The organism is Amycolatopsis regifaucium (assembly GCF_001613935.1).
Lineage (GTDB): Bacteria > Actinomycetota > Actinomycetes > Mycobacteriales > Pseudonocardiaceae > Amycolatopsis > Amycolatopsis regifaucium.
The window spans coordinates 640,031-664,015 of record NZ_LQCI01000034.1 but is presented as its reverse complement, the minus strand read 5'-3'; the positions used below and the strand labels follow the sequence as shown (position 1 = coordinate 664,015).

The window sequence follows — 23,985 nt, the reverse complement described above, 5'->3', positions numbered from 1 at the left end:
GGCCTTTCATCGCAAATTTTGCAATGAAAGGCCCCTTCATCTCACGGGGCGAGGGTCAGACGCGGACCAGCATCTTGCCGGTGTTCGCGCCGCCCAACAGGTCCAGGAAGGCCTGCGGCGCGTTGCGGATACCGTCCACAATGGTCTCGGAGTACTTGAGCTGACCGGAGGCGACCAGCGGCGCGACCTCCTTGACGAACTGCGGCTGCAGCGCGTAGTGGTCGCCGACCAGCATGCCGCGCATGGTGAACCGCTTCGCGATGATCGACGCGAGATTGCGCGGCGCCGCTGCGGGTTCGGTGTTGTTGTAGACGGAGATCATCCCGCAGATCGCCATCCGGCCGTGCAGGTTGATCGAGTCGATGGCCGCTTCGAGGTGGTCGCCGCCGACGTTGTCGAAGTACACGTCGATCCCCTCGGGCGCCGCCGCGCGCAGCTGTTCGACGACCGGGGCGTCCTTGTAGTTGAACGCCGCGTCGAAGCCCAGCTCGTCGGTCAGCCACTTGACCTTTTCGTCCGTGCCCGCGCTGCCGATGACCCGCTTCGCGCCCTTCAGCTTCGCCAGCTGACCGACGACGGACCCGACGGCCCCCGCCGCGCCGGACACGAAGACGGTGTCGCCCTCCTTGAACTCCGCGACTTCGAGCAGCCCGGCGTAAGCGGTGAGCCCGGTCATGCCGAGGACGCCGAGATAGGCCGAGATCGGCGCGGCGTCGGGGTCGACCTTCACCGCGTGCTTGGCGGCGACGACGGCGTGCGAACGCCAGCCGAGGCCGTGCAGCACGATGTCGCCGGGCTTGAAGTCGTCGACGGTCGACTCGACGACCTCACCGACGGCGCCACCGTGCATGACCTTGCCGACCTCGTACGGCTCGGCATAGGACTTCGCGCTGCTCATCCGGCCGCGCATGTACGGGTCGACGCTCAGTACCTGGTTGCGGACCAAGATCTGCCCCTCGCCGGGGGTGGGGATCTCGACGTCCGCGATCTCGAAGTTCTCGAGCGTCGGGACACCGTGCGGACGGGAGGCGAGCCGGATCTCGGTTGCGTTCACGAGGTAACTCCAAGTCTGTTGCGAAACACAAGCGGGGCGATCGCCCCGTATTCACGACGGGTACAACGGACTAACCGGGGCGACCATTCCGATTGTGGTGAGCGCTACACGACCTCGGCGAGCTTGCCGAGAACTCCCTCGTAGATCCGCTTGAGCCCACCGGGCGCGAAGGTCTTCTCGAAGAAGCCGCCGATGCCGCCCGCACCGTCCCAGGTCGTCTCGATGCGGACGAGGCTGCCCTCGGGCACCTCGCGGACGGTCCAGGTGGTGACCATGCTGGAGTTCGCGTCGGTCTCCACGAGGGTGCCTTCGGACGGCTCGGTCACCGTCGCGGCGACGTCCCGTACGCGCTTCGACGTCGCCTGCAGCTTCCAGCGCGCCTTCGTGCCCGCGCCGACACCGCCTTCGATGACCTCGTAGTCGCGGTAGTGCTCCGTCAGCAGCTTCGGGCGGGTTTCGGCGTAGTCCGCGACGAGCGCCCTGACCTTGTCGGCCGGCGCCTCGATGGTGCGCTCCGCGATGGCGGTGACCTTTCCCATCCCACTCCCTTTCACCCGTGTGCAAGACAGCGTCCACGATTCCACCGCCGCCCGCAGAGGGAGCGAGCGCCCCTGTCCCCGACTGCAATGAAGGGGCCTTTCATCGCAAAATTTGCGATGAAAGGCCCCTTCATTGCACTTGGCCGAGGCGGGACTAGATGAGGGACTTCTCCTTCAGCCAGTCCTTCGCGACGTCGCCCGGCTTCTCGCCGTCCGAGTCGACGCGCTTGTTCAGCTCACGCAGCTGCGCGGTGTCGAGGGCCTTGCTGACGGCGTTGACGGCGGCCGCGAAGTCGGCGCCGCGCTCGTCGAGCACCTTTTTGTTGACCGCGGGTACGACGTTCTCGGTCGGGACGATGGCGAGGTCGTCCTCCAGCGCCACGAACTGCGGGTCGCCGACGAGCGGGCTCACCGAGTCGACCGGGATGACGGTGACCTTGCCGGACCGCAGCTGCTCGACCCGCGGGCCTGCCTCCTGCACGGTCTGGAAAGTGGCCTTCAGCTTGTACACGTCCGTGAAGCCCTTGAAGCAGGGAAGCCGCGTCTCGCACTCCGGGCCGCCCGCGACGATGACGTTGTCGACCTTGGACAGATCGCTGATCTTCTTGAGGCCCTTCTCCTTGGCGAGATCGGCCTTCACGATGTAGGTGTTCTTGTCCTCCGCCGGCGAATAGTCCAGCAGGCCGATGCCTTCGGGCTCGAACAGCTTCTTGAGCTGCTCGTGCTCGCCTGCGGCGTCCTTCGCGGCCTCCTTGCCGAAACCGGTGGTGATGGCGGCGCCCTGGTACTCCGGGATGAACTGCAGTTCCCCGGACTTCAGGGCCGGGTAGATCAGCTCGCGCGAACCGAGGTTCAGCTTGCGGGTGATCGGATAGCCCTTGGCTTCCAACGCGTTCGCGTACAGCTCGGCGAGGATCAGGCTGTCGGTGAAGTTGAAGGAGGCGACGACGATCGGTGCCCCGCCCTTGCTCTGCGCGGCCGGAGCCGCTGCGTCGTCGCCACCCCCGCAGGCGGTCATACCGAGGACGGCGGCGGCGAGCACCGCGCCCACTCGAACATTCCGTGTCCAGCGCACGTGCACACACTCCTATGACTCGTTCAGAGGAATGGACAGTATCTCCGGCTACCGACAGAATCCACATTTTGAGAGTTCCGCCCTTTTCGTTCCCGACAAGCGGAATCGGGCCCCCCGAACGGGGTAGGGTCGGCCGGTGCGAGCGTCCTCCGTGTTCCCCGTGCCGTCCCAAGGCGGGCGGCCGTTGTTCGAATGGCGCTGGGTGGACCGCCATTTCGACGAGATCCTCGATCGGCTCGGCGAGCACATCGCACTGACCGCGGCGGCGCTGGCCATCGGACTGGTGGTGTCGGTCGGTGTCTCCGTGGTTTCGCTGCGTCGCCGATGGTTCTACGTCGTCGCGCTGAGCACGGCCGGTTCGCTGTACGTCATACCGAGCCTCGGCGCTTTCGCCGTACTCGTGCCGTTCACCGGCCTCACGTCCTTCACCACCGCGGTGATCCCTTTGGCGACTTACACGTTGCTGATCCTGATCCGCAACATCGTCACCGGCGTCGAACAGGTACCGAAGGAAGTCCGCGAAGCCGCGATAGGCATGGGTTTCACGCGCTCGCGACTGCTGTGGCAGGTCGAACTCCCGCTCGCGCTGCCGGTGGTGATGGCGGGCCTGCGGGTCGCGGCGGTGACCACGATCGGGCTCGTGACGGTGACTTCCATGCTCGGCAAGGGCGGCCTGGGTTACTTCATCCGTGCCGGAATCCAGACGGCCACCCCGAATCCGACGTCGATCATCGTCGGCGTCGGGCTTTCCGTGGTGCTCGCCGTCGTGGTGGATCTCCTGCTGTGGCTGGGCGGGCGCGCCCTCGCACCGTGGTCGCGGAAGGCGGCGTCGCGATGAGCATCATCGATCAGACCATCGAGTGGTTCGGCGAACCGGGCCGCTGGAGCTGGACCGACCCGGAAGGCGTGCCGTACCGGACGATCGAGCACCTCCGATTCTCCTTGCTGGCGTTGGCGATCTCGGCCGCGCTGACCATCCCGCCCGCGTTGTGGCTGGCGCACTACCGGCGCGCGCAGTTCCTCGCGACGAGCGCGGTGAACATCGGCCGCGCGATCCCCAGTTTCGGGCTGGTGATCCTGTTCTGGTTCCTGGCTTCCCGGCTCGAAGTCGACACGACGTTCTGGCCGCTGATGCTCGCGCTGGTGGCTTTGGCGCTGCCGCCGTTGTTCACGAACACGTACGCGGGCGTCATCCAGCTGGAGCAAGAGACCATCGACGCCGCACGCGGAACCGGTTACCGCGAGTGGCAGATCATGCTGCGCCTGGAGTTGCCGCTCGCGTCACCGGTCATCCTCGTGGGTGCTCGTGTGGCGTTCCTGCAACTGATCGCCACCGTCGCGATCGGCGCGATCGTCAACGACGGCGGCGGGCTCGGGCGGTACATTGTGGACGGTTTCGCGCTCGGGGATCCGGGCCACGGCGAGATCCTGGCAGGCGGGATCGCGGTCGTCGTACTGGCTTTGGTGTGCGAGGCCGCCTTCGCGCTCATCACTCGCTGGGTGACTCCGCGGGGACTGGCCATCCGGTCCCGCGCGGAAGTCCGCTCTTGAAGGCTCTCACTCGACGGGACGGGCGAGCCCGTCGATCACCTCGGCGCCGGGCAGGGACGCGAGCGCCGCACCCGAGATCAGCAGCTTGCTGCCGCGGATACCGCTCCCGATGACCAGTTCCGGCTCGTCCGCGACGCGCTGGTCGAGCAGGATCGGCCACCCCTCCGGCAGGCCGACCGGCGTGATGCCGCCGTACTCCATGCCGGTGAGCGAAACGGCTTCGTCCATCGGGGCGAAGGAAGCCTTTCGGACGTCAAGGCGGCGTTTGATCACGCCGTTCACGTCCGCGCGGGTGGTGGCGAGGATCATCGCGGCGGCGAACCGGACTTCACCGGCTCGCTTGCCCGCGATGACGACGCAGTTCGCGGACGCGGAAAGCGGCGAGCCGTATGCCTCGCAGAAGGCGCCGGTGTCGGCCAGTCCGGCATCGATCTCGGTGACGCCGACGGCGTCCGGATCGGAAAGGGCGGCGAGTGCCTTGGCGACGGGCTCGGCGAGCAGGTCCGGGCGCGAAGGGGCGGGGACGACGGTGAGGCTTCCGGCGATGGTCCAGTCAGTCACAGCGCCACGATAGTCACCAGTTGCGGCCGCCGCGCTGGACCTCGATGAGCTTGGGGCGGACGTCCACCAGGTAGACCAGGACCGCAACCAGAGCGGGCAGCCACAGGATCATGCCGCCGCCGTAGAACTCGAAGATGATCAGCACCGCGGTGGCCCCGCCGGTGATGAGCATCCAGATGGGTTTGGTCTTGCGATCGGCGGCCGAATACGCGTCCGCGCGCTGCAGCAGCGCATGCACGAAAGCGAACAGCCCCGTCAGTGCGCCGCCCCAGTGGATGGCGAAGAGGATCCAGGTGGCAACGAACACGAAGTCAGCTTACGTCAAACCGGGCGAATGGCCCGGGCCCCTGGTACCGAATGCGGTACCAGGGGCCCTGGGATTCACGCGGACCTTACTTCTCGGTCGTCTTCGGCGTGGTGGCCGGCTTCTTGGCGGCCGGGCTGGTGGTGGTGCTGGTCGTGGTGGTGCCGGTGGTGCGGCGCGCCGGGGTCGTGGTCTTCGGCGCGGTCTTGTTGGCGACCTTGCGCGAAGCCGAGCGGGTCTCGTGCGCGAGGTCGTCGCCGATCTCCTCGACCTCGCCGGCGATGTCGATGGCGGCGTCGGAGACCTTGCGGGCGGCCTTCTCGCCCACCGAGCGGGTGCCCTTGGTGACCTTGCCGAGCACGGTGTCGATGCGCTCACGGGCGTCGGTGGTCGCTTCCTCGACGCGGTCCTGCGCGGTGCTCAGCGCGTCCTCGAGCTGCTCGATGGCCTTCTTGACCTGCGGCTGCGTGGCGATCTTGTCCCACGCCTGCTCACCGGACTCGGCCAGCTTGTTGTACAGCTTCAGCGCCGCCTCGGTGTACTCGTCGATGACCTTGCGCAGCTCGGCCGGGTCCAGCTTCTCGCGGAGACCCTCGACGTCGTGCGGGAGCTCTTCGATGTTCTTGCGGGCGGTCTCGCTGCCCTCGACAACGCGCTCCTTGGCCTTCGACACGGCGTCGACGACGGCCTGGCCCGCCAGGTTCCCGGCGCCGAGGGCGGCCAGCAGCGGGGTGCGGACCTGGTCGAGGGCGCTGTGCTTGCGGTCGGTCTTGTTCTTCGTGGTGGTGGTCATGCTGACTCCTTGGATTCGACGGCTTGCTGTGGGGTTTGCGCGGCCGGTTCCGGCTTCGCGGCGGCGTTCTCGCGGCGGAACGATTCGTAGACGTCGAGCAGGACCTGCTTCTGCCGCTCGGTCAGCTCGGTGTCGGCGCGGATCGCGTCGCCGACCGGGCCGCCCATCGGCAGATCGAGGATTCCCGCTTGCACGTAGAGCGCCTCGGCCGAGATACGCAGGCCTTTGGCGATCTGCTGCAGGATCTCCGCGCTGGGTTTGCGGACCCCGCGCTCGATCTGACTCAGGTACGGATTGGACACGCCGGCGAGTTTCGACAGCTGCCGCAAGGAGATCTTCGCGTTGCTGCGCTGCTGGCGGATGTACTCGCCGATGTCGGAAGCGATGTCCGCGACCTTCTCCATCGGCCCGCCCGATGCGGGCTGGTCCCGGTTGGTGTCTGACATCGGTCACCTCCTCGCGACGTCTTCAACGCTACGCGCGAGTGCTAGCTATTGCAAGCACACTGCTTGCAACCATCGGGTGTGTTGGTGCTCACCCGCTACCGTGGAGGGATGTCGAGTGCGACGCGGCTACGGCGGCGCCTCGTCGAGCATCTGCTCGCCGAAGGCGTACTGCATGACGCACGCTGGATGACCGCTTTCCGCACCGTGCCCCGGCACGTCTTCCTGCCGCGGTTCTTCGTCCCGGCGGCGAACGGCTGGGTCGCGATGCAGAGCGGTGACGACGGCTGGCTCGCCCGGGTCTACTCCCCCGACGTGCTGGTCATCCAGCTCGACGACGATTCCGGGCTCTGGGAACGGGCGCGCTACCTCGGCGCGCAGCCGGGAACGCCGACGAGTTCGTCCAGCCAGCCGTCGATCATGGCGATCATGCTCGAAGAGCTCCGGGTCGCCGACGGGCACCGAGTGCTGGAAATCGGCACGGGCACCGGCTACAACACCGCGCTGCTGTGTCAGCGGCTCGGCTCCGGGCTCGTGTACACAGTGGACATCGACCCGGAGCTGGTGGACACCGCGCGCAAGCGGCTGGCGGAGGCCGGATACGCGCCTTCGTGCGCCGCGGCCGACGGCGCCGAGGGTTACCCGGCAGGCGTGCTTTACGACCGGATCCTGTGCACCTGCTCGGTGTCCTCGATCCCGCCCGCCTGGCTGGAACAGACGGTGCCGGGCGGGCTGGTCGTCACCACGCTGAACCGGCCGATCGGCGGCGGGCTCGTCCGGATCGTCGCGGGCGAAGGCGCCACGGGACATGGACGCGTGCTCGCCCGCGACGGCCGTTTCATGCCGCTGCGTGCCCATCGGTTCAAACCGTCGAAGGTGCCCGACGGCGAAGCGGCCTGGCGGCCGACCCGGTTGCCGATGAGGGCCATCACCGAAGTCCGCAGCCGCTTCGAGTTCTTCGCCGGGCTTCAGCTGCCCGGGGTGACGGCCTCGCGGGACGGCCGGCACACCGCGCTGGTCCACCCGGACGGCTCATGGGTGCGGCATCGGCAACGAGGCGATGGGTTCGAAGTGGCCGAGGGCGGCCCTCGACGACTGTGGGAACTGGTCGAAAACGCGCAGGAGGAGTGGTTCGACCTCGGTCAGCCCGGACGGGACCGGTTCGGGCTCAGCATCGACGGTGAAGACCAGGTGATCTGGCTGGATGCACCCGACGGCCGCACCTGGCCGCTGTCACCCTGAGAGGTGGCCCCGCACCCAGGCCTCCACGCGGTCGACGGCGGCGTCCACCGGGATGTGGGTGGTGTCGAACAACTCGACCGGTGGCTCCAGCGACGGCGCTTCGGCCTGCAGCCACTCGTTGAACTCCAGCATCTCCTCGACCCGCTCCTCGTCCCACTCGCGCCAGGCGGGCCGGGCCAGCAAGCGTTTGCGCAGCGCCTCAGGCTCGCTGACGAGCGCCAGATAGTGGATGTCGGAGAAGAAGACGCGCTCGGGCAACCGCTCGAACTCGGGCGGCGCGACGGTGCCGCACAGCACCACCGGCCGCCCGTTCTGGTGCAGCATCGCCGCCATCCGCAGCCAGGTCGAGCGGAACGCGGGATGGCCGGGGACGTCGTCGCGCAGCGCTCCCGTCCACAGCACGTCCTGTTCGACCACGAGGGCCAGCTCGCCGAGCCGTTCCGCCAGCCGGGGCCCGACCGTGGATTTCCCCGCCCCGCTCGGCCCGGTCAGCGCGAACAGCGGGAGGCGCCGGAAGGGCCACCGGTGCGCGCATTTCGCGCACACCAGCAACCCGCTCTCGACTCGTGGCCGTTCGGCGCGATCACCGCAGGCCGGGCAGATCTTGAGATCGAGGACCACGGTCAGTCGAAGAGGCCCTCGAGGAAGCCGCCCTTACGACGCTTGTGGCCGTATCCGTGCGGGGAGTCCGCGTAGCCGCCGCGGTAGCCCTTCGGCGAATCCGCGTAACCGCCCCGGTAGCCCTTCGGCGAGTCGGCATAACCGCCGCGGTGCGGACGCGGGGAGTCCGGCCGTCCGTAGTGCGGAGCCGGCGCGTGCCCACCTCCCTGATACGGCGGGGGCGGCGCGTGCCCACCGGCGTAGTACGAGTTCTCGGCACCGGCGATGGCTTCCAGTTCGCCCCTGTCCAGGAAGATGCCGCGGCATCCCTGGCACTGGTCGATGTGGATACCGTTCTTGTCGACGGTCTTCATGACGTTCTGGCACTTCGGACAAATCACGTATCAGAGATTACGCATTTTTCGCGGCCGAGGTCAGCAGGCACACAGACAAAACGGGTGTCCGGCCGGATCCGCGTACACCCGGAAGGTCTCCGGGGAGTCATCGAGCAGCTTCGCGCCGATGGCGAGCGCGCGCTCGTGCCCCGCTTCGAGGTCCGTGACGTCGAGGTCGACGTGCGCCTGCTGCGGGTTCTCGGCGGAGGGCCACGCGGGCGGCCGGTAGTCCGGGACGCGCTGGAACGAGAACCGCGCGCCACCCTCCGGGTTCCGCAGGGTCACCCAATGGCCGTCTTCGGCGACTTCCGCGGCCTTCCAGTCGAGCAGCTCGCGGTAGAACTCCGCCAGCGCGACCGGGTCCGGGCAGTCGAGGGCCACCGCGCCGAAGGTCGGTACCGCACCCATGGTTCAGCCTCCAGAAAGATCGAGTAACCAGTGAAACTAGTATGAGGGTTATCGCTGCCGATGACAACGGGTCTCGGCCGTACACTGGGCGAGGTGAACACCGACGCGTCCCTGGTGGTCGAGTTTTTGAACACGGTGAACGTCGAACGCGGCACCGACCTCTTGGACGATCTGGAGACCTGGCAACGCTGGGCCCATGATCACCGGCTGCGCGCGGATACCCCCGCGGTCGCCCGCGAAACCCGGAACGCGCTGCGGGCGGCGATCGGCGATCCGCGGCTGCCCCGGCTCGGCCTGCGCGCGCCGGCGGAGGTCGTCCTCGGCCCGGAAGGCCCGCTCCTGGTCGCGGAATCGGTCAGCGAGGCGGTGATGGCGGCGTCGATTCGGCTGACCGTGCTCGGGGAATGGATCCGGCTCAAGATCTGCCCGGCGGACGACTGCCTGTGGGCGTTCTACGACGAGTCGCGCAACCGGTCGCGGACGTGGTGCTCGATGCGGTCGTGCGGAAACCGGGAGAAGGCGCGGGCGTGGCGGGCGCGGACGGCGGACGTCTCGACTTGACCGCCGTCCGCACCACAACTTCTGGTGTCACCCACCCCCGAGTTACCCCCAGGGGTTGTGCACAGCGTTAGGCCAAAGACGTGAAATGCTGTGGATAACCCTGGGGATGACTCCACTTCCTGTGGACAACTCGCGGTGAGGCCTCCGGAGTGTGGTATAGGCACCGCCGCTCAAAAGAGCAGCTGCGCGACCGCGTAAATGACCAGTCCGGCGAGCGCGCCGACCACCGTGCCGTTGATCCGGATGAACTGCAGATCCCGGCCGACCTGGAGCTCGATCTTGCGCGAGGTCTCCTCGGCGTCCCAGCGCTCCACGGTGTCGGTGATGATCGTGGTGATCTCCTTGGAGTAGTGCGTGACCAGATAGGCCGCCGCCCCCTCCACCCAGTTGTCCACCTTGGACCGGATGTGGTCGTCGGTGACCAGCCGCCCGCCCAGCGACTCGAGGCCGGTGCGCACCCGGCGGCGCAGCTCGCTCGACGGGTCCTCGGCGGCGTTGAGCAGCATCTCCTTGGCGGTCGCCCAGGCCGAGCCGATCAGCTTCTGCACCTCGTCGTGCCCCAGCATCTGGGACTTGACCTGCTCGGCGCGCGCCATCACCTCGGGGTCGGTCTGCAGGTCGAGGGCGAACTCGCCGAGGAACTTGTCCAGCGCCAGCCGCATGGGGTGGTTGACGTCGGTCTTCACCGCCCACACGAAGGACAGCACCTCGCCGTAGACCTTGTCCGCGAGCATCTCGTCGACGAATTTCGGCGACCAGCTCGGCGCCCGGTCCGACACCACGCGCAGCATCGTCGTGTGGTTGTCCCGCACCCATTCGTAGGCGCGGTCGCACATCAGGTCAACCAGTTTGTGGTGCGCCCCGTCGGCGAACACGCCCGCGAGGATCTTGCCGAGCGGCGGACCCCACGGCTTGTCCACGATCCGCTTGACCACGGCCTGTTCCATGATCGCCTGGACATCTTCGTCGCGGAGCACCTTGACCGCGGCACGGACGACGGTGGCCAGCTCGGACGTCACGCGTTCGGCGTTCTGCGACTGGGAAAGCCAGCCGCCGAGACGCTTCGAGACCTCGACCCGGCTCAGCTTCTCGCGGATCACGGACTCGGACAGGAAGTTCGAGCCGACGAAGTCACCGAGGCTGCTGCCGAGCGCGTCCTTCTTGTTCGGGATGATCGCGGTGTGCGGGATCTTGATCCGCAGCGGATGCCGGAACAGCGCGGTCACCGCGAACCAGTCGGCGAGCGCGCCGACCATCCCGGCTTCGGCGGCGGCGCGGACGTAGCCGACCCAGCCCGGCCAGCCCGCGGCTTCGGCCCAGCTGGTCAGCAGGAAGATCACCGTGGCGCCGAGCAGGAACGACAGCGCGACCATCTTCATCCTGCGCAGGCCGCGACGCTTCTCCTCCTCGGCGGCGGTTCCACCGGGCGGGTCGGCTGGGGTCACCTTGGCGGGCGTCAGTTGCTCCACACCGCCATTGTCCGTGAGGATGGCTGATCGTGCGCGAACCTCTCCTCGTCTCCCGCCTCCAGCCCTTCACGTCGACCATCTTCGCGGAGATGACGGCGCTGGCCGTCCGCCACGACGCGGTCAACCTCGGCCAGGGTTTTCCCGACACCGACGGGCCTGTCGGGATGCTCGAAGCCGCCAAGAACGCGCTGTTCGGCGGCGCGAACCAGTACCCGCCGGGCCCGGGGCGGCCGGAGCTGCGCGCGGCGATCGCGGGGCACCGCCTGCGGTACGGCGTCGAGTACGACCCGGACACGGAGATCCTCGTCACCGCGGGCGCGACCGAGGCCATCGCGGCGTCGCTGATCGCGCTGACGCAGGCCGGGGACGAGGTCATCGTCATCGAGCCGTACTACGACTCGTACGCGGCCGCGGTCGCCATGGCGGGCGCGGAGCGGCGCGTCGTCGGCCTGGTGGAACGGGACGGCCGGTTCGCGTTGGACGTCGAGGGCCTCCGCGCCGCGGTGACCGACCGGACCAGGGCGATCCTGATCAACTCGCCGCACAACCCCACCGGCACGGTGTTCACCCGCGCCGAACTGGAGGCCGTCGCCGCGCTCTGCGTGACCCACGATCTGATCGCCATCACCGACGAGGTGTACGAGCATCTGGTGTTCGACGACGCCGAGCACATTCCATTGGCCACCTTGCCCGGTATGCGCGAGCGGACGGTCTCGATCTCCAGCGCGGGCAAGACGTTCAACTGCACCGGCTGGAAGATCGGCTGGGTCTGCGCGAGCCCCGGGCTGGTCGCGGCGGTGAAGGCGGCGAAGCAGTTCATCACCTTCGTCTCGGGCGGCCCGTTCCAACCGGCCGTCGCACACGCGCTGGATCACGAACTGCCGTGGGTCGAGGACCTGCGCACGAGCCTGCAGGGCAAACGGGACCGGCTCGCGACAGGCCTCGCGGAAGCCGGGTTCGCCGTCCGGCCGACCGCCGGGACGTACTTCGTCTGCGTCGACGTCCGGCCGCTCGGTTTCGAAGACGCCGCCGAACTGGCCTGGGAGCTTCCCGAACGGGTGGGCGTGGCCGCCGTCCCCGTGAAGGTGTTCACCGATCACCCGGAAGAGTGGAAACACCTGCTGCGTTTCGCGTTCTGCAAACGTAACGAAGTCATCGACGAAGCCGTCACCCGATTGCGCAAACTGACGTGACTGGTCTGATGTCCATCAGGCCCACCCACTCTTTTCGAGAGCACGCCTGAGCCTGTCCAAACACCGTCTTCGAAGCCTTCCGACACTGGCCGGACTGATCCCCAGCTCGTCGGCGAGCTGGGCGTAGGACAGCTCCGGCCGGTGTGCGAGCAACCACATCAGCCGTCGGTGCACGTCCGGGAGCCGATCGACCGCCGCCCAGAGCGCGCGGTCACGTTCGGCGCGGACGACCTCGGCCTCCGGGGTCGGTTCCGGGCCCGGCGGCGGAGGCGGCGTTTCGCGTCTGTTCCTGGTGATCATCCGGAGCGCGCGGCGTCGCGCGGTGGTCGTCAACCAAGCGCGGAGCTTCGCTTCGTCGCGCAGCGAGCCTGGCGCGCGAAACAGTTCCAGCCACGCTTCCTGACAGACGTCCCTGGCGTCCGCTTCGCTCAGCCGGTAGGCCCTCAGCGCGCCGAGTACCGCCGCCGACACCACGTTCTCGTCCCACATCGCGGACTCTCCTGTTTCCGGCGGCGCACGTCCGCCCGCTCGATCACCGAACGCGACTTCGACGGCACGCACCGCAGCAGGGATCCGGAAAAGGTCAGGTCATCGATGATTTGAGTAGTTCCACCCGTGCCCGGATGGCCGCCCGGCACACACCGAGAGTGATCGACTTCAGTACTCCAGGCACCGGAGCCGGTTGCGTCGTTCCGCCTAACGGGCTGGATCGATGGCGGCTGAGGTGAAACACTCCCCTCCAGTGCTAAAACTGGTGCAGCCCCGGGGGAACTGCGACCTGGCCGGAAGAGACCCCAAGAAAGATCGAACTCACGCGGAGAACGTGGGTTTCAGGCGCGGACGGCGGTGATTGCCATGAGTGGTACGGCAGTCGTGCGCCGTCGCGGCCGCATTCCCTCGAAGACGCTGTCGAACGCCGGAGCGCGAATCCTTTTCGCGAGCGGAATCACGATCACGGGCTGGGTCCTCGGTGCCGTCCTGAGCACACCGGCTTCGGCCGAGGAACCGACGGCCACGACGCCGGAGACCTCCGCGGTCCAGCCGTCGAGCGAAACCGGCACCGGGAAAACGACTACTCCAAATGAGTCCACTTCGGACTCCGGCTCGGCGAAGGCCACGAAACCCGCCAAGACCACGGAAACGCCGGAATCGACGAAGTCCGGATCGCCCAAGGAAGGGTCCGCGACGGAAGAGCCCGCTCCCGCTTCGAGCGAGGAGCCCGAGGCCACCGTCGAGGAGCAGGCCGTATCGAGCGCGAGTTCCGTCGAGAAGACCGCTTCCCCGGAACCCGTCGAGAAGACCACCACCACCAAGGTCCAGTCCGGCAACGGTCTGCTGGGCGGCCTCATCGGCGGTGTGCTGGACGTCGTGACGAACACGGTCGGCGGCGTCGTCGAAACCGTGGGCGGGGTCGTCGGCGGGATCGGCGAGAACGTCCTCGCGCCGATCCTCACGCCGGGTCCTTGCTGCGGATCGGGCGATCCCGTGTTCCTGCCGGGCGTCGGCGACGCGCTCGACCCCGTCTTCGGCGGCGGCTCCGGCGACTCGGCGAGCGGCTCGGTCACGATCTCCGTTCCGGTCAAGGCCGCCGCGCCGATGGCACCGACCACCCCGAGCGCGCCGACCGCGCCGATCATCCCGGCCCCGCGTCCGGCCGTCCCGGCCGAGACGCCCGCTCCGGCCGCGGCGAGCCAGAACCACCGCGTCGTCCTGCCCACCCGGGTCAAGGTCGACGTCCAGCCCGCTTCTCCGGCCGCTCCCGCCGAGTCCGACACGCACGCGTCCCCGGATGGCGGCGGCTCGGGCGGCGGCGGCGGCCTGCCGAATACCCCGGTGGCTCCGCTCGCGCCCACGTCGAGCGCCCAGCCAGGGCACGACAACTCCGCCGGCGGCCGCGGGCCGCTCGCCGTGCTCGACGCCGGAATCCCCGCCACGCAGCTGAAACTTCTCGGCACCGGCTGCGATCACGAAGGCGAGCGCACCGGCAGGGAAGCCGCGCTTCCCGCCACCTCCCCCGACTGACCTGACCGGGTCGCCGGGGAGAACCACGTCCAAACCAAGATCAACTTCGGTTTCGACGTCTTCTGAGCATCCTCGGCCAAGTCGCGTTTCAGCCTGCCCTCGTTCAGGTTTCCCCGTCTTCCCGAACGGCCGACCGCGCCCGGCCGTTCGGATCCCGGGCCCCGGCGCCGCGCTGCCCCTGTGGCGCCGGGACCAGCACCGGGTGGACTTCGGGGGCTTCTGCTCACCGCGCCGAGCAGGAGCCGACCAAGCTCGAAGACCACCTGAACCGCGGGCGGTTCCCGGCACGTCGAGGGGCTGTGCCGGGTAACCGCCGCGGTGCCCGTCCCCAGGTTTCGGCCTGGGGGCGGGCCGGATAGCCGGTGCGCTGGTCGTGCGGCGCCGATGCCCTCCCTGGAGCATCGGCCGCCCCGCCGGCGCACCGGCTATTTCCGTTTCACGCCCCGCGCGTTTCGTCCTCTGAATGCGGTGGTTCGCGTTGCCGACTACCGCATTCAGAGGACGAAACGCGGTAGGTCAGGGGGTGGAGGTCAGGTGATTTGGACGGTCACCGGGGCGGCCGTGGCCGGGGTCGCGCGCACCGAAGCGGCGGCCGCGCCAAGCCGGCGAACGGCCTCGAAAAGCCGGTCGGCGGGCAACGCGTACGGCAGCCGCAGCCAGCGTTCCAGGCCACCGTGGACACCGAACCGCGAACCCGGCGCCACCTGCACCCCGTGCCCCGCCGCCGCGACGGCCAAGCGCGTGCTCATCGGCTCCGGCAGACGGCACCACAGCGAAAGCCCGCCCGGCGGCACGGTGAACGTCCAATCCGGGCAGTACCAATGCAGTGCTCCCGTCAGCGCGTCACGCAGGGCCAACGTCTCCTCGCGGCGGTGCGCGAGCGCGGCCCCGCCGTCGTCGAGCAGTTCGGCGAGAACCAGTTGCTCGAAGACCGGAGACCCCAGGTCGACGGCGAAGCGGGCCGCGATCAGCCTGCCGATGACATCCTCCGAAGCGCGGATCCAGCCCAGCCGGAGCCCGGCCCAATGTGACTTCGACGCCGAGCCGATCGTGATGCCGAGATCCCCCGCGAACGCGCCGAGTGGCGGCGGCCCGGCCACCGGATCGCCTTCGAGGTCCAGCTCGACCAGGGTCTCGTCGATGATCGCCGGGGTCCGCGCGCGGCTCAGCGCGGCGGCGAGCCGCTGCCTGCCGTCGACGTCCAGCCGCAGGCCGGTCGGGTTCTGGAAGTCCGCGACGAAGTAGGCGAGCCTCGGCGCGGACTGCCGCAGCGCGGCTTCGATCCCGACGATGTCCCAGCCGCTCGCCGGGTCCAGCGGCACGGGCACCGGGATGGCGTGTGCGGCGCCGATGGCTTCGAGGGCGTTCGGATACGTCGGCTGCTCGACCAGGACCCGGTCACCGGGACCGGCCAGCATCCGCAGTACCTGCACGAACGCGTGATGTGCGCCGTTGGTGATCATCACCTGATCGGCGTTGGTCGGCATCCCGCGCTGGGTGTAGCGGCGGGCGATCCGTTCGCGCAGGATCGGCAGGCCGCGCACGTGGTAGCCGTTCTCGCCGAGATGCTCCACCAGAGCCTTGCGGGCGGCGTCCACGGCCGGCACCAGGCCTGCGATCGCGGGCGGGCAGGCCTGGGCGAGGTCGATGAGGTCTTCGCCGGACGGCAGGAGCGTCTCCCGGCCACGGCCGCCGGGGGACGCGATCCAGGAGCCGGCCCCGCGACGGCTGGCGACCAGCCCGTCGGCCCGCAGTTTGTCCAAGGCGGCGCCGATCAGCGTGCGGCTGACCTCCAGCGCGTCGGCGAGTTCTCGTTCGGCCGGAAGTTTCGTGCCGAGCGGCAGCCTGCCGTCGAGGATCAGCAGTTCGACCGCCGCCGCGAGGTCCGCGGCGCCGTGACGAGAACCACTTTGCCGCCAACTTCCCAGCAAGGTGGCCAATTTTTGGCCGGAAACCCGTCCAGTCAGCGGTATCAGCGGTTCCATAAGGCCAATTATTGCGGATTGGCCATGGTCAAGGTAGCCACTTACCCCCGATGGTGCAGTCGTGGCACTTACACTCGACCTCAGCCCCGTCGGCATCTCCCACGACACCACCCGCCGCTCGATCCAGCTCGTCGCCGGGCTCGCCCTCTACGGCGGCAGCATGGCCATGCTGACCAGGTCCGGCCTCGGCCTAGACCCGTGGGACGTGCTCCACGAAGGGCTGATGAAGCTCACCGGCCTCACGTTCGGGACGGTCACCGCGCTCGCCTCGGTCGCGGTGCTGCTGTTGTGGATCCCCCTGCGGCAACGGCCCGGTATCGGCACCGTCGCCAACATCGTGGTCATCTCGCTCACCGTCGACTTCGTGCGGCTCTTCCTGCCCGAGCAGGACGTCCTCGGCTGGCAGATCACCAACCTGGTCGCCGGCGTCGTGCTCAACGGGCTCGCCGCCGCCATCTACGTCGGCGCACGGCTCGGCCCCGGCCCCCGCGACGGGCTGATGACCGGTTTCGCGGCCCGGACGGGCAAGTCGATCCGGTTCGTCCGGACCCTCATCGAGCTGACCGTCCTGGCCGCCGGATGGCTGCTCGGCGGCACCGTCGGCGTCGGCACGGTCCTCTACGCGCTCGCCATCGGACCCCTCACCCAGGCGTTCCTGCCGCTGGTCGCCTGGCGTGTTCGTGAGTGATTTGGGTCGTTTTAACCGAGGGTGTTCAGGTACCTACGGCGGCTGAGCCCGTAGCGGCCGGTCCGTGAAGGCCTCCTTGAGGGAATCGTCTTTGGTTAGCCACTGGTGTGGGACTTGTGTGGGGTTGCCGGTGTGGTCGGGTGGGAGGATTCCGGTGGTGGGGTGTCCGGGATCTTCCCCGCTCGGCTGCCGGTCCATAGGTCGTGATCGCACACGAGCTTGATCAACGGAGGATCAGGGACGTTGAGTGTCCCGGATCTTCCGTTGATCAAGGCGTGACCGGGCGACGATGCCCGCGGGACCACCCTCGTGCAGGTCCGTGAAGGCCAGCAAAAACGCCGGACCCGAGTAGGTACCTGAAAGAGGGTTCGTTCTAACCGACTCACGAGCGCTAGCTCGCCTCCCGCCGCTCCATCAAGCGCCGGACGGCGAGGGAGTCGATGCCGCGCTGGGCGAGGACGTCGGCGGCCGCGCCGGGAAGGGACGTCAGCGCGAGCAGGAGGTGCTCGCCTTCGATGCGCTTGCTGCCGACGTCGACGGCTTCGCGGAGGGTCTGCGCCAGCACCTTCTTCGCTTCCGGCGTGAAGGGCCGATGACCGCGCTTGCTCCGCTGTCCCCCGGTCAGCGCGCCGGGGCCGTGGGTCTGCTCGACCCGCTCGACGATGTGCTCGACGTCGATGCCGAACCCGCTCAGTGCTTCGACATCGGCGTCGCTCATCCCGCCCCGGCGGCGCACCCGCCGGAGGTCGTCGGCCAGTTCGTCGCCCGGGCAGCCCAGCGCGGTCAGCACCTTCGTGTTCCGGGCGAGTGAGGTCAGCAGGTGGAGCGGGTCGACGCTGGCGGACGCCTCGTCCGACGCGACGCGCTGAGCCTCGACGACGACTTCGCGAGCTTCAGGGGTGAAGCGTTCGAACATCAGTGCCTCCCGTACTTCTTGTGCACCGCTTGCCTGCTGACCCCCAGCTCGGCCGCGATCTCCTGCCAGGACCATCCGTGCACCCGCGCGCTGCGGACCTGCACGGCTTCGAGTTGTTCCAACAGCCGGCGCAAGGCGGCGACGGCGCGCAATCCCACGCGGGGATCGCGGTCACCGGCTCGCGCGGCCAGGTCTGTCGCTTCGGTCATGACGTCAACCTACGTTGACATCTCGGCTGTGTCAACCCCAGTTGACAGTTAGGGTCGGGGCATGGCCGAAATCGCAGTGGCGGAAAGGGATGGAGTAGGTGCGGACGGCTCGCCGCGCCCGACCGAGGACCACGTCGCCGTGCTCGGGAACGCCGTGGTGGTGCTCGACGGCGCGACCTCGCCGCAGCCGGATCTCCCACCCGGCGGCTGGTACGCGAGCCTGCTCGTGCACAGCCTGTCGCAGGCGCTGAGCGCGGAACCCCAGGCGGATCTCGCGGTAGTGCTGGCCGAGTCGATCGCCGACGTCGCACGGCGCGAAGGCCTCGAACCGGGCCGCTCGCCGTCGAGCACGGTCGCGATCGCGCGCTGGACGGACGACACCGTCGACGGACTCGTGCTCGCCGACAGCCCGATCATCGCGTTCGGGCCCGACGGCGCCGACCCGCTCACCGACGACAGGCTGGTCTCGCTGCGCGGCGGCGGTCAGCTCCGCACCGGTTCCGACGTCCGCGCCAAACGCAACGCGCCGGACGGCTTCTGGGTCGCCGAGGCGGAGCCGAAAGCCGCCGCCGAAGCCATCCGCCGCAGTTGGCCGCGTTCGGAGGTCGAAGCCCTGCTGCTGGCGACGGACGGCGTCGCGGTCGGGGTCGACGAGTACGAACTGTTCGACTGGCCGGAAGTGCTCGACATCAGCCGGAAGCGTGGTCCGGACGCCGTCCTCGACGCGGTGCGCACGGCGGAGAAACAGGACCCCGACGGCGAACGCTGGCCCCGCGCGAAAAGGCACGATGACCAGCTGTTGGTAGTAGTCGACTTCGGGGTAGCCCCAGGGTAGAACCGGGGGCTTCCCGGATCGGAAATCCGCGGCCGCGCGAGCACGCTGGACGCATGACGTTCCCTGGGGAGAGATCGCGGACCAAGGCCTGGCTCATCGCGTCGGGGGCGGCCATCGGCTGGGCACTGTTCACCATGGTCGTGCTGCATCTGATCAGCTCACGCGATCCGGTGTTCGACACGCTGTCCAGCTACGCCTACGTCGACCGCGGCACGGGCATGCTGGGGGCCAGCGTGCTCTCGCTGTCCATCGGCTCGCTCACCGCGCTGGGCGCGCTGGCCGCGGCCGGGATCCCGCTCAGCCGCACCACGAAACTGCTTTTCGTGCTGTGGTCGCTGGGACTGGCGGCGGCCGCGATCTTCCCCGCCAGCTACCCCGAATTCCCGGACCCGGTCAGCGGCGAGATCCACCTCTACGCCTGCCTCGTCGCGTTCCTCAGCCTCCCCGCGGCCGGGTTCAGCCTGCGCGACAATCTGCGCGGCACCCCCGCGGCCAGGCAGATCGGCCGCCTGGCCTGGGGCAGCGCGACCGGCCTGGTCGTCTTCGGGCTCAGCTTCATCTTCGTGCGCCTGTCCGACATCCCGTTCTTCATGACCCTCACCGACATCGTCCCGGTCGGGGTCGCGCAACGGCTTTCGTTGGTGGTGCACGTGATCCTGATCGCCGGGATGCTGAAGGTGGCGTCAGCCGCGCACCGCGTCGGCGAATTCCGGGGCGTACCCGTAGAGACCGGGCAGCCCGCCCGTGTGCAGGAAAACAACGTGCTCGTCGGCCGCGAAATGGCCTTCAGCGGCCCAGGCGATCAGCGCGGCACCCACTTTGCCGGTGTACACGGGATCGAGCGCGATTCCCTCCGTACGCCCGAAAAGGCGCACCGCGTCCCAGGTCTCCGCGGTCGGGATGCCGTAGCCGGGGCCGATCGCGCGGTCGTCGACATGAAGACCTTCGAGTGACGGCGGCGTCCTGCCCAGCAGAGCGGACGCCGCCGTGGTGAGGTCGGCGAGGTTGTCCAGGGCCTCGTCCACCGGATGGCTGACGCAGGCGATGTCGAGGGTCAGCCAGTCGAGGTCCGCCGTCCCCACGACGAGCCCGGCCGACGTCCCGCCGCTGGCGTGCGGAGCGACCAGCCGCGCCTTGGTGATGCCACGATCGGCGAGTTGCCCGGCGATCTCCCGCGCGGCGGCGACGTATCCGAGCGCCCCGACGGCGTCGGAACCGCCGACCGGGAAGGTGGCCACCTCGCGGCCCTCGGCGGCGGCTTCGGTGAGCAGCCGGTCGTAGGTCTTGCCGGTCTCCTCGCCGTCCCGGCAGATGTGCACGTTCGCGCCGAAGAGGTGGTCAAGGGAGACGTTGCCGGACCGTTCGTACGCGTCGCCGTCGCGAGGGACCTTGGCGGTGAGCACGAGTTCGCACCGCAACCCGAGCTTCGCGCAGGCGGCGGCGGTCTGCCTGCCGTGATTGGTCTGGAGCGCGCCGAAGGTGATCACCGTGTCGGCACCGGCCTCGATCGCCGCCCCGAGCAGGAACTCGAGTTTGCGCAGTTTGTTGCCGCCCACGCCGAGCGGATGCACGTCGTCCCGTTTGAGCAGCAGGTTCTCCAGGCCGAGCGCCTCGGCCAGCCGAGGTGCCGGATGCAGCGGCGTCGGGTAGCCGCCGAGATCGACGCGGGGAAAACGATCGAGGTTCATGAAACTCACGTAACCACACCGACACTGCCCGGTGGTATCGTTCGTTTGAACGAACGAGACGTGCAGGGGGAGCCATGACCACCTCGAAATCGAGCCTCGCGTTCACCGGCCTCGCCGAACAGGCCGCCCTGCTCGCCGTCGGGGCGACGTCGTCCGTCGAGCTGACCCGTCTCGCGCTCGAACGTGCCGAAGCGAGCCAGCCCACCCTCAACGCCTTCAAGTGCCTTCGCCATGAGGAAGCCCTTCGCGAGGCCGAGGACGCCGACCGTCGGCTGGCCGACGGAGAAACCGCTCCCCTGCTCGGCGTCCCCACCGCGATCAAGGACGACCTGGACGTCACCGGCCTGCCGACGGCCTTCGGCTGCGACGGCGACTTCTCGCCGGCGACGACCGACTCCCCGCCCGTGGCCGCGCTGCGTGAGGCCGGTGCGGTGCTCATCGGCAAGACCAACACCCCGGAACTCGGCCAGTGGCCCTTCACCGAAGGCCCGGCGTTCGGCGCGACCCGCAATCCGTGGGATCCCGAACGCACCCCGGGCGGTTCCTCCGGCGGCGCGGCGGCGGCCATCGCGTCGGGGGTGATCGCCGCCGCGCTGGGTTCCGACGGGGCCGGGTCGATCCGGATCCCCGCCGCGTGGACCGATCTGGTCGGGATCAAACCGCAGCGTGGCCGGGTCCCGACCGAAGGGGAGCTGTTCCACGGCCTGACCGTGGTCGGCCCGCTCGCGCGCACCGTGGCCGACGCGGCCCTGCTGCTGGACGTCGCGGCGGGAACCGGCACCGCGTTCCAGGCGGCCGCCCGGCGTGAACCGGGCCGGATGCGCATCGGGCTGTCCACCCGGATCCCTTTCACCGCGACGAGAACCCGGCTGGACCCGCACGTGCACGCGGCCGTCATCCGGCTCGCGGAACGGTTCGCCGAACTCGGCCACGAGATCGTCGAGGTCGAACCGGACTACCGGCTGATCGGCCTCACCTTCCTGCCGCGCTCGCTCGTCGGCGTCCGTGACTGGTCCCGTCGTGTCCCGGATCAGGCGCGGCTCGACCCGCGCACGCGGGCCAACGCCCGGCAGGGTTCGGTGCTCGCCGGTCCGGCGCTACGGCTCGCCAGGGCCGCGGAACCGTTGCTGCAACGGCAAATCGGCTCGGTGTTCGGCCGGGTGGACGTGCTGCTCACCCCGACGACCGCCACCCCGCCACCGCGGATCGGCAGCTTCGACGAGCTCAGCGGCTGGCAGACCGATCAGGCCATGATCGCGGCGTGCCCCTACGCTTGGCCGTGGAACGTGCTGGGCTGGCCGGGGGTCAACGTGCCGGCCGGGTTGAGCCCGGACGGGCTGCCGCTCGGCGGGCAGTTGCTCGGCCCCTCGCACGCCGAAGAACGGCTGATCTCACTGGCCGCGCAACTGGAAGAGGTCGAACGGTGGCAGGACCGCAAACCCGAGACCGCTTGGTGAACACCCGCGAGACCATCCTCCACGCCACGCTCAAGGTGGTCGGAGAACAGGGTGTCGGCGGGCTGACCAACCGCCGCATCGCGACCGCCGCGAGCGTCTCGCTCGGCACGCTGACCTACCACTTCCCCAGCCAGACGGCGTTGCTGCGCGAAGCGATGCTGCTGTTCGTCGAAGAAGAGACCGCGAAGCTGACCGGCTTCGTCGACACCTACCGCGAACAGGGGTTGAGCGTCGAGGAGGCCGCCTCGGTGGTCGAGCAGGTCATCGCCAAACTGCCGTTCGGCACCGACGAACTCGGCGCGCACGAGTTGTATCTGCAGGCGGCACGCGACCCCGGGCTGCAGGACGCCGCGGCGCGCTGTTTCGCCGCCTACGACGAACTCGCGCTGGTGATCCTGCGGACGCTCGGTGTCGCGTCGCCGGAACGCCTGACCGGACCGGTCGTGGCCCTGATCGCCGGGCTGCAGCTGCGCAGGCTCGCCACCGGCGGCGACGGCGTGGAGGTGGCGTTGCCGTTGATGATGCTCGTCCGCGGCGCGTCATGAGCGGGCCGCCGATCGTCAAGGGGACGGCGGCGTGGCGGTACTTCGGGGACTTCCGGGCCGGGCTGCTGGCCGGTCAGGTGCTGGTGCTGCAGGTCGCGCATCCGGTGGTGGCGGCCGGGGTGCGGGATCATTCCGACTACGTCGAGGATCCGTGGACCCGGCTGATGCGCACGGCCGCGTCGCTGTCCATCTACGTCTACGGCGGTCGGGACGGCGCCCGGTACGAGGCGGACCGGTTGCGCGCGCTGCACCGGTCGTTCACCGGGATCGACGCCGACGGGCACCGGTACAGCGCGCTGAACCCGCACGCCTATGCCTGGGTGCACGCCACGCTCGTCATGGTACCCGTTGACACACAACGGTTCTACGGAAATCCGTTGACACCGTCCGAATTGGACGAATACTACGCGCAGATGTGCGACGTCGGACGGCTTCTCGGCCTGCGCGAGCAGGACATGCCGCCGACGTGGCCGCAATTCGAGCGGTACTACACGGAGATGATCGACGGTTTCGGCCCGAACGAGACGATCTCGACGCTGTTCGAGACGATCCGGACGGTGAAGAAGCCATGGCGATGGCTGTCCGACGAACGCTGGATTCGCCTGCGGCACCGGCAGTATCTGGCGCAGATGTTCGTCATCCGGGGCACCCTGCCACCCGCCCTGCGCACTCGGCTTGGTCTACAGTGGACGGAGCGCGACCAACGTCGATTCGATCATTTCCGTTCAGTGGTCCGGATTCTCGGTGGCCTGGTGCCGACGACGCTGCGCTCCTCGCTCGTGCGCCGGATCGGCAGGCTCAACGTCTGGTTCCGGGCGCATCCCCGCGCGTACCGCTTCCTTGGCGGCACCACCGGCCCCGGAAGTGCCCGCGTTTAGTCCTCTAAACGCGCTTTCGGGTGCGGGCGTAATGGGCGCGGGCCTTCGCCCGGTTTCCGCAGCGCGCCATCGAGCACCACTGACGCGACCTTCGCGGCGAGGCGTCGCAGAACCGCAGGCCACAGTCGTCGGCGGCGCAGATCCGGACCTCGATGCCTTCGGACGTACTTCTTCGAACGCTGGACGCATCAGCGGCAAGGCCTGAGCCGGGAAGCCGTCGACGAATACGTCCGCGCCTTCTCCGCACCGGGCGCCCTGCGGGCCGGATTCGACGACTACCGCGCGTCCTTCCCGCACGACGCGGAAGCGGACGACGCCGATTTCGAGGCGGGTCGTCGCCTCGAACTACCCGTGCTGGCACTGTGGGGTGCGAGCGGCTTGCTGGGAAAGCTGCCGACACTGGAGATCTGGCAGGGCTACGCGAAGGACGTCTCCGGTACGGCGATCGAAGAATGCGGCCATTTCCTCGCCGAAGAACGCCCTCGCGCCCTGCTCGAAAACCTGAAACCGTTTCTGCTCGGGTGAACCCCCACCGGGGGTAAGGGCCGTGGTCCCCTTTACGGGGGACCCCGGT

27 protein-coding genes and 3 pseudogenes are annotated in these 23,985 nt (G+C 68.9%); 13 read left to right on the top strand and 17 right to left on the bottom strand.

Annotation, left to right across the window (positions count from 1 at the left end):
* Window positions 1-55 precede the first annotated feature (55 nt).
* The 3 genes from AVL48_RS27025 to AVL48_RS27015 form a co-directional block, all read right to left on the bottom strand.
* Window positions 56-1,054, bottom strand: a complete 999-nt coding sequence (locus tag AVL48_RS27025; RefSeq protein WP_061980152.1) for an NADP-dependent oxidoreductase — start codon at window positions 1,052-1,054, stop codon at window positions 56-58.
* 104 nt (window positions 1,055-1,158) lie between these two features.
* Window positions 1,159-1,593: an SRPBCC family protein gene (locus tag AVL48_RS27020; protein ID WP_061980153.1), complete on the bottom strand. Its 435-nt coding sequence runs from the start codon at window positions 1,591-1,593 to the stop codon at window positions 1,159-1,161.
* 154 nt (window positions 1,594-1,747) lie between these two features.
* Entirely contained in the window at window positions 1,748-2,644 is an 897-nt protein-coding gene (locus AVL48_RS27015; protein ID WP_082857772.1) for an ABC transporter substrate-binding protein, read from the bottom strand.
* A 175-nt stretch (window positions 2,645-2,819) separates the two neighbouring features.
* On the opposite strand from AVL48_RS27015, the gene AVL48_RS27010 reads away from it, so the two are divergent.
* Both AVL48_RS27010 and AVL48_RS27005 read left to right on the top strand, forming a co-directional pair.
* Window positions 2,820-3,506, top strand: coding sequence for an ABC transporter permease (locus AVL48_RS27010; protein WP_061980587.1), 687 nt, complete (start codon window positions 2,820-2,822; stop codon window positions 3,504-3,506).
* Window positions 3,503-4,219, top strand: coding sequence for an ABC transporter permease (locus tag AVL48_RS27005; RefSeq protein ID WP_061980588.1), 717 nt, complete (start codon window positions 3,503-3,505; stop codon window positions 4,217-4,219). The genes AVL48_RS27010 and AVL48_RS27005 overlap by 4 nt, the downstream gene beginning before the upstream one ends.
* Window positions 4,220-4,225: 6 nt before the next feature.
* Here AVL48_RS27005 and AVL48_RS27000 read toward each other — a convergent pair whose 3' ends face one another.
* The 4 genes from AVL48_RS27000 to AVL48_RS26985 all read right to left on the bottom strand — a co-directional run bounded on the left by AVL48_RS27000 (window position 4,226) and on the right by AVL48_RS26985 (window position 6,323).
* Window positions 4,226-4,780, bottom strand: coding sequence for a YbaK/EbsC family protein (locus AVL48_RS27000; protein WP_061980155.1), 555 nt, complete (start codon window positions 4,778-4,780; stop codon window positions 4,226-4,228).
* A gap of 13 nt (window positions 4,781-4,793) precedes the next feature.
* The gene (locus AVL48_RS26995; RefSeq protein WP_061980156.1) at window positions 4,794-5,087 is read right to left on the bottom strand and encodes a DUF2516 family protein; all 294 of its coding nucleotides are present in this window, start codon (window positions 5,085-5,087) and stop codon (window positions 4,794-4,796) included.
* Between the two features lie 85 nt (window positions 5,088-5,172).
* Window positions 5,173-5,877, bottom strand: coding sequence for a hypothetical protein (locus tag AVL48_RS26990; protein WP_061980157.1), 705 nt, complete (start codon window positions 5,875-5,877; stop codon window positions 5,173-5,175).
* Entirely contained in the window at window positions 5,874-6,323 is a 450-nt protein-coding gene (locus tag AVL48_RS26985) for a helix-turn-helix domain-containing protein (protein WP_061980158.1), read from the bottom strand. Before AVL48_RS26985 ends, AVL48_RS26990 begins: the two co-directional genes overlap by 4 nt.
* A 108-nt stretch (window positions 6,324-6,431) precedes the next feature.
* Here AVL48_RS26985 and AVL48_RS26980 point away from each other — a divergent pair, with 108 nt between their 5' ends.
* On the top strand, window positions 6,432-7,562 hold the full coding sequence (locus tag AVL48_RS26980; protein WP_061980159.1) for a methyltransferase domain-containing protein: 1,131 nt from the start codon (window positions 6,432-6,434) through the stop codon (window positions 7,560-7,562).
* On the opposite strand, the gene AVL48_RS26975 is transcribed toward AVL48_RS26980, so the two are convergent.
* Genes AVL48_RS26975 through AVL48_RS26965 form a run of 3 tightly spaced genes read right to left on the bottom strand, consistent with a single transcriptional unit; the run spans window position 7,554 to window position 8,965 of the window.
* The gene (locus tag AVL48_RS26975) at window positions 7,554-8,183 is read right to left on the bottom strand and encodes a P-loop nucleotide/nucleoside kinase family protein (RefSeq protein ID WP_061980160.1); all 630 of its coding nucleotides are present in this window, start codon (window positions 8,181-8,183) and stop codon (window positions 7,554-7,556) included. The two genes, AVL48_RS26980 and AVL48_RS26975, sit on opposite strands and share 9 nt — an antisense overlap.
* A gap of 2 nt (window positions 8,184-8,185) precedes the next feature.
* Window positions 8,186-8,563 (bottom strand): TFIIB-type zinc ribbon-containing protein, encoded by a 378-nt coding sequence (locus AVL48_RS26970; protein ID WP_074038212.1) that lies wholly within the window; start codon window positions 8,561-8,563, stop codon window positions 8,186-8,188.
* Between the two features lie 33 nt (window positions 8,564-8,596).
* Entirely contained in the window at window positions 8,597-8,965 is a 369-nt protein-coding gene (locus AVL48_RS26965; RefSeq protein ID WP_037319277.1) for a VOC family protein, read from the bottom strand.
* Window positions 8,966-9,025: 60 nt separating this feature from the next.
* Here AVL48_RS26965 and AVL48_RS26960 point away from each other — a divergent pair, with 60 nt between their 5' ends.
* Entirely contained in the window at window positions 9,026-9,526 is a 501-nt protein-coding gene (locus tag AVL48_RS26960; protein WP_082857771.1) for a CGNR zinc finger domain-containing protein, read from the top strand.
* Window positions 9,527-9,696: 170 nt separating this feature from the next.
* Here the strand turns inward: AVL48_RS26960 and AVL48_RS26955 are convergent, their stop codons facing one another.
* Window positions 9,697-10,995, bottom strand: coding sequence for a DUF445 domain-containing protein (locus tag AVL48_RS26955; protein ID WP_061980163.1), 1,299 nt, complete (start codon window positions 10,993-10,995; stop codon window positions 9,697-9,699).
* 29 nt (window positions 10,996-11,024) lie between these two features.
* On the opposite strand from AVL48_RS26955, the gene AVL48_RS26950 reads away from it, so the two are divergent.
* Window positions 11,025-12,188, top strand: a complete 1,164-nt coding sequence (locus tag AVL48_RS26950) for a pyridoxal phosphate-dependent aminotransferase (protein WP_061980164.1) — start codon at window positions 11,025-11,027, stop codon at window positions 12,186-12,188.
* Between the two features lie 15 nt (window positions 12,189-12,203).
* On the opposite strand, the gene AVL48_RS26945 is transcribed toward AVL48_RS26950, so the two are convergent.
* Window positions 12,204-12,749, bottom strand: coding sequence for a sigma-70 family RNA polymerase sigma factor (locus AVL48_RS26945; RefSeq protein ID WP_244162511.1), 546 nt, complete (start codon window positions 12,747-12,749; stop codon window positions 12,204-12,206).
* A gap of 294 nt (window positions 12,750-13,043) precedes the next feature.
* Between AVL48_RS26945 and AVL48_RS26940 the strand changes: the two genes are divergently transcribed.
* A complete protein-coding gene (locus AVL48_RS26940; RefSeq protein WP_061980166.1) occupies window positions 13,044-14,210 on the top strand; it encodes a hypothetical protein in 1,167 nt (388 codons plus the stop codon).
* A 530-nt stretch (window positions 14,211-14,740) separates the two neighbouring features.
* Here the strand turns inward: AVL48_RS26940 and yczR are convergent.
* Complete coding sequence (gene yczR / locus AVL48_RS26935) at window positions 14,741-16,195, bottom strand: MocR-like transcription factor YczR (protein ID WP_061980167.1); 1,455 nt, start codon at window positions 16,193-16,195, stop codon at window positions 14,741-14,743.
* Between the two features lie 61 nt (window positions 16,196-16,256).
* On the opposite strand from yczR, the gene yczE reads away from it, so the two are divergent.
* Window positions 16,257-16,883, top strand: coding sequence for a membrane protein YczE (yczE, locus tag AVL48_RS26930; RefSeq protein WP_061980168.1), 627 nt, complete (start codon window positions 16,257-16,259; stop codon window positions 16,881-16,883).
* Between the two features lie 391 nt (window positions 16,884-17,274).
* Here the strand turns inward: yczE and AVL48_RS26925 are convergent, their stop codons facing one another.
* Together AVL48_RS26925 and AVL48_RS26920 are read right to left on the bottom strand one after the other, a co-directional pair.
* Window positions 17,275-17,799 (bottom strand): Clp protease N-terminal domain-containing protein, encoded by a 525-nt coding sequence (locus AVL48_RS26925; RefSeq protein ID WP_061980169.1) that lies wholly within the window; start codon window positions 17,797-17,799, stop codon window positions 17,275-17,277.
* Complete coding sequence (locus AVL48_RS26920; protein ID WP_004559389.1) at window positions 17,799-18,008, bottom strand: sigma factor-like helix-turn-helix DNA-binding protein; 210 nt, start codon at window positions 18,006-18,008, stop codon at window positions 17,799-17,801. The genes AVL48_RS26925 and AVL48_RS26920 overlap by 1 nt, the downstream gene beginning before the upstream one ends.
* 61 nt (window positions 18,009-18,069) lie before the next feature.
* On the opposite strand from AVL48_RS26920, the gene AVL48_RS26915 reads away from it, so the two are divergent.
* Both AVL48_RS26915 and AVL48_RS38610 read left to right on the top strand, forming a co-directional pair.
* Entirely contained in the window at window positions 18,070-18,843 is a 774-nt protein-coding gene (locus tag AVL48_RS26915; RefSeq protein ID WP_061980170.1) for a protein phosphatase 2C domain-containing protein, read from the top strand.
* Window positions 18,844-18,896: 53 nt separating this feature from the next.
* Window positions 18,897-19,448, top strand: a pseudogene (locus AVL48_RS38610) (DUF998 domain-containing protein); the annotation flags it as partial.
* Window positions 19,449-19,526: 78 nt separating this feature from the next.
* Here AVL48_RS38610 and AVL48_RS26905 read toward each other — a convergent pair.
* Window positions 19,527-20,531, bottom strand: coding sequence for a D-cysteine desulfhydrase family protein (locus AVL48_RS26905; protein ID WP_061980172.1), 1,005 nt, complete (start codon window positions 20,529-20,531; stop codon window positions 19,527-19,529).
* A gap of 74 nt (window positions 20,532-20,605) precedes the next feature.
* Here AVL48_RS26905 and AVL48_RS26900 point away from each other — a divergent pair, with 74 nt between their 5' ends.
* From AVL48_RS26900 to AVL48_RS26890, 3 genes are read left to right on the top strand one after another with little or no spacing between them, the layout of a single operon-like run.
* Window positions 20,606-21,988 (top strand): amidase, encoded by a 1,383-nt coding sequence (locus tag AVL48_RS26900; protein ID WP_061980173.1) that lies wholly within the window; start codon window positions 20,606-20,608, stop codon window positions 21,986-21,988.
* Window positions 21,985-22,533 carry a TetR/AcrR family transcriptional regulator gene (locus tag AVL48_RS26895; RefSeq protein WP_143104662.1) on the top strand — a complete coding sequence of 183 codons (549 nt, stop codon included), beginning with the start codon at window positions 21,985-21,987 and terminating at the stop codon, window positions 22,531-22,533. The genes AVL48_RS26900 and AVL48_RS26895 overlap by 4 nt, the downstream gene beginning before the upstream one ends.
* On the top strand, window positions 22,530-23,411 hold the full coding sequence (locus AVL48_RS26890) for an oxygenase MpaB family protein (protein WP_061980175.1): 882 nt from the start codon (window positions 22,530-22,532) through the stop codon (window positions 23,409-23,411). Before AVL48_RS26895 ends, AVL48_RS26890 begins: the two co-directional genes overlap by 4 nt.
* A gap of 4 nt (window positions 23,412-23,415) precedes the next feature.
* On the opposite strand, the pseudogene AVL48_RS39225 reads toward AVL48_RS26890, so the two are convergent.
* Window positions 23,416-23,643, bottom strand: a pseudogene (locus AVL48_RS39225) (CGNR zinc finger domain-containing protein); the annotation flags it as partial.
* On the opposite strand from AVL48_RS39225, the pseudogene AVL48_RS39220 reads away from it, so the two are divergent.
* A pseudogene (locus AVL48_RS39220) lies at window positions 23,577-23,936 on the top strand (alpha/beta fold hydrolase); the annotation flags it as partial. The pseudogenes AVL48_RS39225 and AVL48_RS39220 overlap by 67 nt on opposite strands.
* Window positions 23,937-23,985 lie beyond the last annotated feature (49 nt).

Bases quoted from the DNA above. Each gene is read 5' to 3' on its own strand.
- AVL48_RS26890 (WP_061980175.1), top strand. From the start codon at position 22,530: ATGAGCGGGCCGCCGATCGTCAAGGGGACGGCGGCGTGGCGGTACTTC.
- AVL48_RS26940 (WP_061980166.1), top strand. From the start codon at position 13,044: ATGAGTGGTACGGCAGTCGTGCGCCGTCGCGGCCGCATTCCCTCGAAG.
- AVL48_RS26960 (WP_082857771.1), top strand. From the start codon at position 9,026: ATGACAACGGGTCTCGGCCGTACACTGGGCGAGGTGAACACCGACGCG.
- AVL48_RS26990 (WP_061980157.1), bottom strand. From the start codon at position 5,877: ATGACCACCACCACGAAGAACAAGACCGACCGCAAGCACAGCGCCCTC.
- AVL48_RS26980 (WP_061980159.1), top strand. From the start codon at position 6,432: ATGTCGAGTGCGACGCGGCTACGGCGGCGCCTCGTCGAGCATCTGCTC.
- AVL48_RS26920 (WP_004559389.1), bottom strand. From the start codon at position 18,008: ATGACCGAAGCGACAGACCTGGCCGCGCGAGCCGGTGACCGCGATCCC.
- AVL48_RS26905 (WP_061980172.1), bottom strand. From the start codon at position 20,531: ATGAACCTCGATCGTTTTCCCCGCGTCGATCTCGGCGGCTACCCGACG.
- AVL48_RS26915 (WP_061980170.1), top strand. From the start codon at position 18,070: ATGGCCGAAATCGCAGTGGCGGAAAGGGATGGAGTAGGTGCGGACGGC.
- AVL48_RS26965 (WP_037319277.1), bottom strand. From the start codon at position 8,965: ATGGGTGCGGTACCGACCTTCGGCGCGGTGGCCCTCGACTGCCCGGAC.
- AVL48_RS26985 (WP_061980158.1), bottom strand. From the start codon at position 6,323: ATGTCAGACACCAACCGGGACCAGCCCGCATCGGGCGGGCCGATGGAG.
- yczR (WP_061980167.1), bottom strand. From the start codon at position 16,195: ATGGAACCGCTGATACCGCTGACTGGACGGGTTTCCGGCCAAAAATTG.
- AVL48_RS27020 (WP_061980153.1), bottom strand. From the start codon at position 1,593: ATGGGAAAGGTCACCGCCATCGCGGAGCGCACCATCGAGGCGCCGGCC.
- AVL48_RS26925 (WP_061980169.1), bottom strand. From the start codon at position 17,799: ATGTTCGAACGCTTCACCCCTGAAGCTCGCGAAGTCGTCGTCGAGGCT.
- AVL48_RS26900 (WP_061980173.1), top strand. From the start codon at position 20,606: ATGACCACCTCGAAATCGAGCCTCGCGTTCACCGGCCTCGCCGAACAG.
- AVL48_RS27005 (WP_061980588.1), top strand. From the start codon at position 3,503: ATGAGCATCATCGATCAGACCATCGAGTGGTTCGGCGAACCGGGCCGC.